This window comes from Enhygromyxa salina (assembly GCF_002994635.1).
GTDB classification, from domain to species: Bacteria; Myxococcota_A; Polyangia; order Nannocystales; family Nannocystaceae; genus Plesiocystis; species Plesiocystis salina_B.
Map to the genome: position 1 here is coordinate 1 of NZ_PVNL01000144.1, position 12,294 is coordinate 12,294.

Sequence of the window (12,294 nt, forward strand, 5' to 3'; positions counted from 1 at the left end):
TCGCAAGGCTGGCGGTGGCAACCGTATCGAGGTTGTGGTTCGGCGCTGGCACGATCGGGCGGACGCGGCTCCCCAATATACTCAGCCTCCGCCCGATCGTGCCAGCGCCGAACCACAACCTCGATACGGTTGCCACCGCCAGCCTTGCGAAACAGCCCGCTGTGCAAGAACGCCGTGTGCGGCACATCCAACGCGTTCTCGGCGACAGCGTGGATCGTGCCCTCCACTTCGAAGGTCTCGCGCCCCGACTGATAGCGCTGGTCGCGAACCCAGCGAAACACGTACGGCTCACGGACCGGTTCAACGTCGGGCGTGGCGTAGACCCACACGACCCCATCCTGCTCCCGCGCCGCAAACCGTGGCACCACGCGCGCCTTGCCCTCGACCTCACCGCACGAGGTCGGAATCTCGCGGCACACACCCGCGGTGTCGAACGCCCAGCCATGGTAGCTGCAGCGCAGCAGCGGGCCTTCGACCGTCCCGTCAGACAGCGGCACGTTGCGATGCGGGCAGCGATCGAGCAGCGCCCCGAGCTCGCCCTTCGCGTCGCGGAACACCGCGATCGGCATCCCATACAGCTTGACCGCGAGCGGCTTGCTCCCACGCGCGTCGAGCTCGCCCGACGTGGCCACCACGTACCAATCATCGAGCACGCGGGCCGCCGAGCTGTTGCCAGTCGCCGCGATCGGAAGCCGTACCTTACTGATGGGTCCGTCCACGAAGCCACGATAGCAGCGCCGGCCAACCCGACCGAGCGCGAGCCTCCACGGGTGCGCGGGCTGGTTCGCACCGCTATATCGGCCGCAGTCGCGCCCTGGCCCGCGGCTTCACCCAGTGTGATCTCGATCATGATCGCGCAAATTTCGCCGACTCTAAGATCGGCCATGCGCTACGCGACCCCCCTACTCCTTGGTCTGTCCCTCACCTGCTTCGGACTCGTGGCATGCGGTGACTCTTCTGCCGACTCGGGCACGGCCGACGCGACCGAGACCGCTGGGGACGGCGACGGCGACCCAACCGGCGATGGGGACGGCGACCCAACCGGTGACGGCGACGGCGATCCCTCTGGCGATGGCGACCCCGGTGATGGCGACGGCGACCCCGGCGACGGCGACGGCGACCCAACCGGCGACGGTGATGGTGATGGTGATGGCGATGGCGATGGCGACCCCGTCAGCTGCCAGGTCTGGGAGATCACCTACGACCTCGTCGGCAGCGAGTTCGAGATCAGCGACACGCCGTTGAACGCCGGCAATCAGAACAATGTGTTGCAGGAACCCTACGACGAAGACGACCACGTGGGCCCGGGGAGCTTCGTGCTGCACTTCCAGGACGTCGACGGACAACCCGGTGGCAAGGCGTTCATCAACGAGTACGACATGGTCATGAACTTCGTCGTCGACGGAACCGTGACGGTGACCACCGACCTCATCAACGACGCCGGCCCCGTGGCGTGCGGGGTCACCAGCGGCGACATCAACGGTGACTCCGTGTTCTGGGAGCCGCCCGCGATCCAGGGTCACCACAGCCAGGGCACGATCCTCTGCGAAGGCCAACTCTGTGGCCTCGGCGGGTTCATGAACGGCGTCCCCGAGGAAGTCGACGAGGTCACGGACCACCCGATCGACACCTTCACCTTCACCAACGACTTCTCGAGCTTCACGATGCCGCCGACGGTCGTCCAGATGGACGGCAACTCCACGACCCGCTGGAACTTCGTCGGCACCGAGGTCAGCCGTGAGCTCGTCGGCGCGCCCGCGTGCGTGTGCCCGTGAGCGACCACCACCACCACTGAGCCCGCTCACGGCTCGCACCCGAGGGGGATCGCATGCGCGGTCCCCCTCATGCGTTCGCGCGATCCCCTGGACACGACCCCCACAGCGCCCGCCCAGGCCCACGTGAGCGAGCGTCTGACGCTATTCTCCAGATTCTCCAATTTCTCGTAGAACCGGCGTAAGCTGGCCCCGGCGTCGGCTCATGGCCGACGATGAGAATCATGCGCAGGACGACCTTTAATCTGTGTTTGCTGTCTGGTCTCACCGGGCTGCTTGGGCTCACCGTCAGCTGCAAGGACGACCCCGGCAACGACGACGAGACCACGTCGAGCGTGACCAGCTTCACCGCGACCCTCGAGACGACGGGCGACGGCGACGGCGACGACAACACCACCGCCGACTCCACGGGCTGCCCGCCCGGTGGCTGCCTCGACCTCGAGGACACCGACTCCGGTGGCGGTGGCGGCTGCTCGTCGGGCGACGGCACCTGCAACCAGGTCGACTTGCTGTTCGTGATCGACAACTCGGGCACGATGGGTGAGGAGCAGGTCAACCTGTCGGCCAACTTCCCGCTGCTCATCGACAAGCTGCAGATGCTCGAGGGTGAGGACGGCGAGCTGCTCAACCCCGACGTCCACATCATGGTCACCACGACCGACGTCGGGCACCCGCAGTGCACACAATTCCAGATCCCGGGCTACGAGCCGGCCGTCGGCTCGCCGCAGGCGACGGCGTGCAGCGAGCGACTCGAGTACTTCACGGGGCTCGGCAGCAACCCGCCCTCGTTCCCCGAGGCCTGCGACTGCCCAATCCCGATCGAGCCCTCGAACGGCGCCTTCATCGAGTTCTCGGGGCCGATGGGCTCGATCACCAACATCCCCGGCGACGACGTCCGCGGGGCGCTCAGCTGCATTGGCCCGCAGGGCATCGTCGGCTGCGGCTACGAAGCACCGCTCGAGGCCATGCTGCAGGCGGTCTACACCGGCGCCTCGTGGAACCAGGGCGCCAAGCCGTTCTTGCGTGATGGCGCGATCCTGGCGATCGCGATCATCACGGACGAGGCCGACTGCTCGGTGCGCTCGCCCGACGGCTACTCGTTCTTCACCGACGCCAACATGAACACCTACTGGGAGGTCAACCCGGACACGGGGACCAAGACCCAGGCGACCTCGGCGGTGTGCTGGAACGCGGGCGTCGACTGCGGGGCCCCGGACGGCAACGGCGTGTACTCCGAGTGCATCTCGGCCGACAAGGGCGTGCTCCACCCGCTGACCCGGTACCTCAACTACCTGCAAAACCAGGTCATCGACGATCAAAACAAAGAGGTGATCATGCTCGGGATCCTCGGCGTCCCGGAGGTCACCGCGCACAACCCGAACCCACCCTTCCAGCCCACGGCTGGCGGCGTCCTGGACCTCGAGTACCGCCAGTGGATCGACGGCGCATACCCAGCCGGCGACATCCTGCCCGGTGACAACAGCAACGCCGCGAAGAAAGAGTTCGAGTTCGGCGTCGGCCCCGGGTGCACGGGCGAAGACGGCATGGGCGGGTTCACCGGCCAGGCGATCCCACCCGTGCGCGTCAAAGAGGTCTGCGAGGCGCTCAACGACGGCGACAAGATCCGGTGCTGCATCGAGTCGATCTGCGACACGGATTTCTCCGACGCGATCGGCTGCCTCACGGGCATCATCCAGACCGTCGTCGTCCCGCCCAAGTGAGCTGCGGCAAGTCCGGCAGGGCGTTCGGTGGCGCAGATTGCTAGCCGCCACCGAATGTCAGGGGGTAGAGTGCCCCCATGGACTGCCGTGACCTTGCCCTTCCGTGCGCGCTGTTGATGCTGTCAGGCTGCGGTGGTGGCCCCGAACAACGGGGCGACGCCGGCAGCGGCGGCATCTTCACGATCACGAGCTCGGGCGACGGGGTCGACACCAACAGCACGCTCGAGACCACGGGCGACGGCGACGGCGACGGCGACGGCGACACCGGGGACGGCGACGCGGACGATGGCGGCCTCAAGCTCGACCTCGGCCAGATCCCCGACTCGGAGAGCCCGATGGCCCCGGTGATCCCCGAGACCTGCGTGCAGGCCGAGGCCGGCGAGAGCACGGTGGGCTGCCTGTTCTACGGCGTCGATCTCGACTCGCACGACCAGGTCGAGAACCAGCAGTTCGCGATCGCGGTGTCCAACGTGCAGGTCGCCCAGATGGCCACGGTCCAGGTCGAGCAGAAGCAAGGGGGCGTGTGGAACACGATCGCCGGGCCAGCCGCGGTCGCGCCCCTCGATCTGTACACCTTCAACCTGCCGGCCTTCAGCCAAGACGACAGCGGCGTCAAGGTCGGCGGCGCGTACCGGGTCAGCTCGGACGTGCCGATCATCGCCTACCAGTTCAACCCGATCGACGGCGCGAGCTCGTACCTGTCCGACGCCTCGATGCTGTACCCGGTCCCGACCTGGGACAGCATCAACCATGTGGTCGGGTGGAAGGTCACCAACGACGGCTCCGTGCAGGGCGCGTACCTGACCGTCGTCGCCGCCCACGACGGCACGCAGGTCACGATCACCCCCAGCGCGATCACCCTGGCCGGGCCCAACATCCCACCCAGCCCCGCTGGCGTGCCGTTCGTGGTCAACCTCAACGAGGGCGACATCGCCGAGGTCATGACCAAGACCATGAACATGGGGCTCACGGGGACGCGGGTGACCTCAGATCCTGATCACCCGGTCGCGGTGTTCTCGGGCAACGAGTGCACCTTCATTCCGACCAACGTGTATGCGTGCGATCACCTCGAAGAGCAGCTCTCGGGCGTGCGGCTGTGGGGCCAGCACTTCATCGCTTCACGGGTGCCGCCGCGCAGCGCCAGCGACACCTCGCTGTGGCAGATCTACGCCTCGGAGGACGCCACCACGATCACGCTGACCACCGATCCAGCGATCACCGGGATCCCCAACAACAATTTCGTGCTGCAGGCCGGCCAGACCGTGGAGTTCTATGTCGGCGGCAACGCCCAGACCCCCGGGGACTTCGAGATCGAGGCCGACAAGCCGATCGCCGTGCTCAACTACATGACCGGATCGGAGAACGCTGGGGCCGGGACCGGCGATCCAGCCATGGTCCAGCTCAGCCCGATCGAGCAGTTCCTGCCGCGCTACGTCGTGCTGGTCCCCGGGACCTGGAACAACGACGTGGCCGTGCTCGCGCGGCCAACGGGCGCGACGATCACCCTCGATGGCGCGCCGATCAGCGACGCGCTGTTCATCCCCGTGGCCGACAGCGGGTTCGAGGTCGCGCGGGTCCCCGTCACCGACGGGATCCACGTGTTCGATGGTGATCAGAACAAGTTCTCGATCATCATCGTGGGCTACGATCAGTGGGACAGCTACGCGTACCTGGGCGGGACCGGGACGGGGGTCATCAACCCCAACCCTGTGGGCTGACCTCCGGCGGCGCCGGAGCGCGCGGGGCCAAGCGGGCGCGGGCGCTTGCTACACTCGAGGGAATCGGCGGCCCCTCGCCCGCCGTCTGATCCCCATGCGCTCTTTCTTCGCTCGTCTCGCGCTCGCGCTCGGTCTCGCCGGGCCCCTGACGATCGCCGGCTGCACGGCCCCGCCGCCCGCCGCGGAGTCGCTCCCGCACAGCAACGTCGACGAGCTCCCCACGCTCGACTACCGCGTGCGACCCGATCGCGCCCAGGTCGAGGCGCCGCCACCCGAGCCCGAGATCACCGCCCCGATCGCGGAGCCTGCCGCCGAGGGTCAGGGCGCGGTCCGGTTCGCGGCGGGCCACCCGGCCCACACGCGCTTCGCCGTCAGCGACGGGCGGCGGCTGTGGGTCGGCCAGGACAGCGCAGCGCGAGAGCTGAGCCGCGACGACGACACGGCCCACATCAAAGACATGGTCATGGATGCCAAGGGCACCCTGTGGCTGCTCATGTCCACCAACGCGCTCGCCAAGGTCAACGACCACGACGGCATCGAGCCGGCCACGCCGCTCCCGGTCGAGCACGCGAGCAGCATCCACGCGGGCGCAGGTCAGATCGTCGTGCTCGGCCACCTGCCCGAGGGGACGCCGCCACCGCCAGAACATGAGCCGCTCGATGACCCCGATGAGCTCGGCCTCGACGAGCACGCGGTCATGATCGTGAGCCCGACCGGGCGCGACTGGACCGTGCGTCGCCGGCCCATGAACCTGAGCGAGTTCGACGACCTGGCGATCGGCCCCGATGGCTCACTGACGCTCATGGACGGAGAAGAGGCGGGCTGCGGGGGCGGCTACCAGATGCGCTGGCGAGGACACGTGACCGAGCGCGCGTGGTCGGTGCTGCCCTGGCCCCACGACGACGGCCACAGCCGCGTCGCCGCCACCGAAGGCTGGAGCTACGGGTTCCAGACCTGCGACGAGGGCCAGCCAGAAGGTCTGTGCGCCGTCGACCCAGCCGGCCGCGGGGTGTTCGTGCTCGACGTCGGATACGAGCCCTACGCGATGGTGCACACGGAAGGCGTCACCATGCTCGCCAGCGCCGCGGGCCTGTGGTCGTTGCAAGGCCGCGAGGCGGCCCGGATCGGCGACGGTCTCGCGGCGCCGTTCGACGCGGCTGAGCCAGCCATGGCGATCAGCCACACGCGCGTCATCCTGGTCGTGGGCCCGCGCCTCTACATCGGCGCGGCGGCGGGTTGGACTGAGCTTTCGCTGGGGTAGTAGCCGAACGTCGAGCCCCACTAAGCACGGTCCTCGACCCGAAAGGTCATCCCCGCCGCCCGCAGTCGCTCGAGCAGCGCGTCGCCCATGGTCGAAGCCGGGGTCCGCACGCCACCTGGGGAGCTCAGCGGATCAAACGCCAGCGCCAGCGCCGACTCGCCGAGCATCTTGGCGGTCTCGCCGTAGCCGGGATCGTTGACCCCCTCGACCCGTCCGCGCAGCTGCATGAGATCTCCGCTGGCATCCACGCCGTCTGCGATCAACCGCGCGACGAAGAAGCCCTGCTCCCTGGCTTCGCGGCTGGGGCCCTCGCCGGGCTTGGGCAGCTTCTTCTCCAGGAGCTTGCGCGTGGGCCCAAAGCTCAGCGCCGGGATCGCAGCCGACATCACGGCGGTGACCGCTGCGGCGCCGAGCAGGCCCTTGAGGCCCGGGCCCGTGCTCGTCGACTCCTCGTAGCGAAAGTCGCGGCCATAGGCGAAGTCGAGCAGCGCGTTGCTGCGGCGAACGACCTTGGCGTTGACGGCCGCCATCACGAACGGCGCTGTCCACATGCCGAGGTCGTCGTCTTTGCGAACGCCAGCCTGGTCGCGCTTGTCGCGACCGGGAGGCTCGCCCGCGGGATACAGCGAATAGGGTTCGACCAAGGTCCGGAGCACCGAACGATCGCGCTTGGCCTCGTCGGCGATGTAGAGGCCCGAGGCGATCGTGCCCCCGCTCGCGCCGCCCTTGGTCTCGCCCACGAACATGCGGACCCGCTGGACCTGACCACCCCGCTGCTCGAACGCGCGGTGGAGCATGTAGGTCCCAATGTCGGAGGGGATCGAGTCGAAGCCGCAACAATTGACGATCCGTGCCCCGCTCGCGCGCGCGGCCTCATCGTGGCGGTCGATCATCCGGCGGATGAACTGGACCTCGCCCGTCAGATCACAATAGTGGGTCCCGAGCGTCGCGCAGGCCGCCACGAGCTGCTCACCATACTTGGCGTAGGGGCCGACGGTCGTGCAAACCACCTTGGTGCGGCGGGCGATCGCGTCGAGCGAGGCGCGGTCGTGGCTGTCGCCGACCAGCAGGGGCAGCTCGGCAGCAGCGACGTCGATCGCGGTCAAGCGATCACGCAGGGCCTCGAGCTTGTTGCGATCGCGCCCGGCGAGGGCCAGCCGCAGGCCTTTGAGGCCGTGGTGCTCGAGCAGGTACTCGACGACCAGCCCGCCGGTGAACCCGGTCGCGCCCCAGCAGACGATGTCGAACTCACGATCGCTCAGGTCGGTGCTCACGCTCGCACCCTACTCGACTCGTGCCCGCTCAGAAACGATCGGCGCGCGCTAAAATCCCAGCTTGGTCTTGCGATCTTGCGCGCCGGGGAGCGGCTCGGCTCGCTCGCACACGACAGGCAGCGACGGCGCCCGCTCGGCGTTGACCGCTAGCCACTTCGACTCCGAGTTCGGGAGCTCGAGGTCAGCGTAGATCGCCTCGACCGGGCACTCGGCCACGCACGCGGCGCAATCTATGCACTCGTCGGGATCGATGTAGAGCATCTCGTCGTCGCCGTGGAAGCAGTCGACGGGACAGACCGTGACGCAGTCGGTGAACCGGCAGCCGCGGCAGTTCGAGGTGACGACGAAGGTCATGCAGTCTCCTGGGCGGGGGCGGTGGACCCAGCGTGACCAAGCATAGTCGAAAAGCTTCGCCGCCCGGGGCCGCCGTCGCTGCCGGGCCACACTAACATTGTGCCGCTTGCGTCACCGCGAGCGCTCACCCGACGGGAGCCCGGGGTTTTGTGATCAGGCACGGCGCGATCCAGTAGACTTTGCGCCCACGCGGACGCCCATGGATATCGAGCAACTCGAAGCACTCGCGCTCGCGGATGACCGCAGCCACGCCCTCACCCAGCTGATCCCCGGCACCGAGGACTACTATTTTCATCACTGCCTCGCGCTGCAGCATCAAGCCCACGACGGCGCCCGGGCGGCGGTCGCCAAGCTGCTCGACGCGTGGGTCAAGCGCCACGGCGAGACCGCCCGCGCCCGTGAGATCCGAGACCGCGAGGCGCTGCTCGGCTTCCCCATCGATCCGGCCGCGTCGCTCGAGCACATCCGTCGACGCCTGAACCTGACCTTCGACCACCAACGCGAGATCGAGGACGCCCACCGGGCCCTGCCGACGCGCCTCGACCCCGCGTGGATCAGTCGCGAGGCGTTCGAGCGCGACGCCGTTCGCCATCACAACAACCTCGACGGGTTCAACGATCGGGCGTTCGAGTGGCTGGCGCAGTCGGACTCGCTGTCGCTCACGCAGCTGCGCGCGCTGCTGCAACGCATGCAGCGACCCGACTACCCCAAGCTCGTCGCCCACGTGCTGCGCGAGCTCGCTGACCCGCACTCGAGCGGGTTTGGGAGCCTCGCCGTGCACACGCTGATGACGCTCGCGCAGCTCGACGCGCTCGCGGCCGCCCGGCCTTCGCTGCACGAGGATCGTCGGTTCGTCGAGACCCGACTGTCGCGGCTGCGGCCCGCGCCCGACGTCGATCTCGACGCGGATCCCGAGCTCATGCGCGCGCACCTCGACGCGCTGGTCAGGTTCGTGACGCCGCTGCCGGCCGCGTTCAACAGCCTCAAGCTGCACGTGCTCTACCACCGCCTCGACTTTGACCGCCGCCACGGCGTCTACGATCGCGCGCGCTTCGACGACTACATCGAGCTGCCTCGCCAGGCCTCGTACGTGGCCAGCGCGTACCGGACGGCGCATCAATACGCGCTCGCGCAATTCGGCCACGACTACGAGTCCAGCACCGGGCTGTCGGTGGTCCGCGACGACACGCCGCTGGTCGCAGACTACCTCGCGCAGATCTTCGCGGATCCCAAGCTCAACCACTACGACGCCTACCGCCCCTACCTGGACAGCGAGTTCCTGCGGCGGCTGTTCGCGCAGACCAAGATCCTCGCGGGTACGGGCGACCAGGAGCGCTGGTACTCGATGCTCGATGATCCCACTTACTACGGGGCGCTCGAGCGGCGAGTCGACATCGAGCTGCGCCCCGACAACCCGCGCTACGTGGCCGCGAGCGCGCCGGTCGAGCTCCACGCGTGGGTCAAGAACGTGCCCGCGCTGGTCGTGAAGGTGTTCGAGATCAACACCCTGGCGTACTTTCAGGCCCACGGTCGCGCGGTCGATACGGGGGTGGATCTCGACGGGCTGGTCGCCAACGACGAGCGCGTGTTCGAGTACCAGGAGCCGCCGCTGCGCCGGGTCGCCCGCACGCTGAGCTTTCCGTCGCTCACGCGGCCGGGCACCTACGTCATCGAGCTGATCGGCGGGGGCAAGAGCAGCCGCGCGCTGCTGCGCAAGGGTGGCCTGCGCTACGTCGAGCGGCTCAGCGCGGCCGGACACGTGCTCACGATCCTCGACGAAGATGATCAGCTGGTCCCAACGGCCAGCGCGTGGTTTGGCGGCCGCGAGTACGAGGCCGACGCCAACGGTGACATCCGCATCCCCTATGGCGCGGGCGGCTCCGCGACCAAGATCCTGCTTCGCCACGCCAACGCGACCACGATCACCAGCTTCCGTCCGCGCGCCGAGCACTATGAGTTCACGGCGGGGATCCACGTCGAGCGCGAGCAGCTGATCGCGGGGGCGCACGCCGACGTGGTCGTGCGGGCCACGCTCACGCTCAACGGCCTGCCGGTCTCGCCTGGCCTGATCCAGTCCCCCAAGCTCACGATCAGCTCGACGGATCGCCACGGCACCAAGTCGAGCGTCAGCGTGGCGCTCGAGCTCAACCGCGGGGCCGAGGCCGTGCACGCGTTCAAGGTGCCGGACGACCTCCACCAGCTCGCGTTCAGCGTCACCGCCAAGGTCCGCAGCGTGACCGAGCAGCGCGAGATCGAGCTGTCCGACGCCAGCTCGATGACGATCAACCAGATCGACCTGGGCGCCGAGATCGTCGCCCTGCACCTGGCCGCGACCGCGGACGGGCATGTCCTGTACGCGCTCGGCAAGTCGGGTGAGCCGCGGCCGGATCTTCAAGTCAACGTCAGCGTCGCGCACGTGGACTTTCGTGCGCGCATGCAGGTCGCCCTGCAGACCGACGCGCGCGGGCGCGTCGAGCTTGGCAAGCTCGCGCAGATCCGCGACCTGCAGGCCACGCTCGGCGGCCAGGCGACCGCATCGTGGAGCTTGCCGCGAGCGGCAGACACGGTTCCCGCAACGTTGCACATCGCGGCGGGCCAAGAGCTCGTGCTGCCGCGACCGCCGGACCTCGACCGCCCGGTGGTCTCGCTGCTCGAGCGCCGCGGGACGGGCTACCTGCGCGACCACATCGACGCGGTCTCGCTCGCCGATGACGGCACGCTCCGGGTGCCCGGGCTCGAGCCCGGCGACTACGAGCTGGTGCTCGGCCACGACCACCGTCGCGTGCAGCTGCGCGTGGGAGGTCAGGCGACCGCGCGGGGGTGGGCGCTGTCAGCCAAGCGACAGCTGCAGCTGCGCACGGCCGACCCGCTGCGCGTGGCCAACGTCGAGCTCGCCAGTGACCAGATCCGCGTGCGCGTGGCCGGAGCCGACGCCGACACCAGGGTCCACGTGTTCGCCAGCCGGTTCGTCGCGCCCAAGTCGGCCGACGCGGCCCTGGATCGGCTCCGACTCCCGCAGCCGATCGTCACGCAGATCGGGCGCAGCCGCTGCCTGTATCTCTCGGGTCGGGACATCGGCGACGAGTACCGCTACATCCTCGAGCGCGGCCGCGCCAAGGTGTTCGCGGGCAACATGCTCGAGCGCCCGGGCCTGCTGCTCAACCCGTGGGCGGTTCGGACGACCTCGACGGGCACCCAAGACGCCAGGGCTGGCGAGCGCTACGAGAGCAAGTCGAGCGACGCGTTCGCAGAGTCGGACGCCGCGCCGGAGCCCATGGAGGCCAGCGCGATCGCGAGCGCGCCCGCCAACAACCTCGACTTCCTGCCGACCCCCGCCCACGTGGCGCTGAACCTCGAGCTCGATGACGACGGCGTCGTCGTGATCGATCGCGCGGCGCTGGCCGGGCATCACCTGATCCAGATCGTCGTCGTCAACGCGGTCGCGCTCGCCTCACGGCAGCTGCTGCTGCCCGAGACCGCGCTCGCGCCCCGCGACCTGCGGCTGCTCGACGCGCTCGCGCCGACCGAGCACTTCGTCAAACGCAAGCGACGCAGCAGCCTGGGCGCCGGCGCGCAGCTGGTGCTCGACGACATTCGCACCGCCAAGCTCGAGCTAATCGACAGCGTCGCCAAGGCCCACGCCCTGCTGCTGACCTTGACCAACGACAGCCACCTGCGCGAGTTCGAGTTCGTGACCCGCTGGCCCTCGCTCACGCCCGAGCAGCAACGCGAGAACTACAGCAAGTACGCCTGCCACGAGCTCAACCTGTTCTTGGCGCGCAAGGACCCGGCGTTCTGCGGGCGGGTGATCGCGCCGTACCTGGCCAACAAGCGCGACAAGACCTTCTTGGATCACTACCTGCTCGGCAACGATCTGCGCGGCTACCTCGAGCCGTGGGCCTACGGTCGGCTCAACACGCTCGAGCGCCTGTTGCTGGCGGGCCGCGTGCAGGGCGAGCGCGAGCCTGGCTCGCGCGACGTCAAAGATCGCTTTGATCTGCTGCCGCCCGACGTCGAAGCCGACAACGCGCTGTTCGACACGGCCCTGCAAGGCAGCGCGCTCACGACCACCGACACGCTCGGGTTTGGGGCCATGCAGGCCGCAGCCTACGGCGGCGGCGGGCCCTCGGGTCCACCGGCTGCTACGGCCGGGTTTGCGCCCCCGATGCCGGCCGCCCCAGCGCCGTCGGCCCC

At 68.8% G+C, this 12,294-nt stretch carries 8 protein-coding genes; 5 read left to right on the plus strand and 3 right to left on the minus strand.

Annotation, left to right across the window (positions count from 1 at the left end):
• Positions 1–719, minus strand: a 719-nt coding sequence (locus ENSA7_RS39650) for a Rieske 2Fe-2S domain-containing protein (protein ID WP_146158684.1), incomplete at its 3' end; no start/stop codon positions are given.
• Between the two features lie 165 nt (positions 720–884).
• On the opposite strand from ENSA7_RS39650, the gene ENSA7_RS44750 reads away from it, so the two are divergent.
• The 4 genes from ENSA7_RS44750 (at position 885) to ENSA7_RS39675 (ending at position 6,472) form a co-directional block, all read left to right on the plus strand.
• The gene (locus ENSA7_RS44750; protein WP_181234573.1) at positions 885–1,775 is read left to right on the plus strand and encodes a hypothetical protein; all 891 of its coding nucleotides are present in this window, start codon (positions 885–887) and stop codon (positions 1,773–1,775) included.
• A gap of 221 nt (positions 1,776–1,996) precedes the next feature.
• A complete protein-coding gene (locus tag ENSA7_RS39660; RefSeq protein ID WP_181234574.1) occupies positions 1,997–3,493 on the plus strand; it encodes a hypothetical protein in 1,497 nt (498 codons plus the stop codon).
• A gap of 77 nt (positions 3,494–3,570) precedes the next feature.
• Positions 3,571–5,211 (plus strand): IgGFc-binding protein, encoded by a 1,641-nt coding sequence (locus ENSA7_RS39670; RefSeq protein WP_181234575.1) that lies wholly within the window; start codon positions 3,571–3,573, stop codon positions 5,209–5,211.
• 94 nt (positions 5,212–5,305) lie between these two features.
• Positions 5,306–6,472, plus strand: coding sequence for a hypothetical protein (locus ENSA7_RS39675; RefSeq protein WP_106094652.1), 1,167 nt, complete (start codon positions 5,306–5,308; stop codon positions 6,470–6,472).
• A gap of 20 nt (positions 6,473–6,492) precedes the next feature.
• Here the strand turns inward: ENSA7_RS39675 and ENSA7_RS39680 are convergent, their stop codons facing one another.
• A complete protein-coding gene (locus ENSA7_RS39680) occupies positions 6,493–7,746 on the minus strand; it encodes a saccharopine dehydrogenase family protein (protein ID WP_244924061.1) in 1,254 nt (417 codons plus the stop codon).
• 48 nt (positions 7,747–7,794) lie between these two features.
• Entirely contained in the window at positions 7,795–8,100 is a 306-nt protein-coding gene (locus ENSA7_RS39685) for a ferredoxin family protein (RefSeq protein WP_106094653.1), read from the minus strand.
• Positions 8,101–8,299: 199 nt separating this feature from the next.
• Here ENSA7_RS39685 and ENSA7_RS44755 point away from each other — a divergent pair.
• Positions 8,300–12,294, plus strand: a 3,995-nt coding sequence (locus tag ENSA7_RS44755; RefSeq protein ID WP_181234576.1) for a hypothetical protein, incomplete at its 3' end; no start/stop codon positions are given.

Coding starts and splice junctions, on each gene's coding strand:
- ENSA7_RS44750 (WP_181234573.1), top strand. CDS start 885: ATGCGCTACGCGACCCCCCTACTCCTTGGTCTGTCCCTCACCTGCTTC.
- ENSA7_RS39660 (WP_181234574.1), top strand. CDS start 1,997: ATGCGCAGGACGACCTTTAATCTGTGTTTGCTGTCTGGTCTCACCGGG.
- ENSA7_RS39670 (WP_181234575.1), top strand. CDS start 3,571: ATGGACTGCCGTGACCTTGCCCTTCCGTGCGCGCTGTTGATGCTGTCA.
- ENSA7_RS39675 (WP_106094652.1), top strand. CDS start 5,306: ATGCGCTCTTTCTTCGCTCGTCTCGCGCTCGCGCTCGGTCTCGCCGGG.
- ENSA7_RS39685 (WP_106094653.1), bottom strand. CDS start 8,100: ATGACCTTCGTCGTCACCTCGAACTGCCGCGGCTGCCGGTTCACCGAC.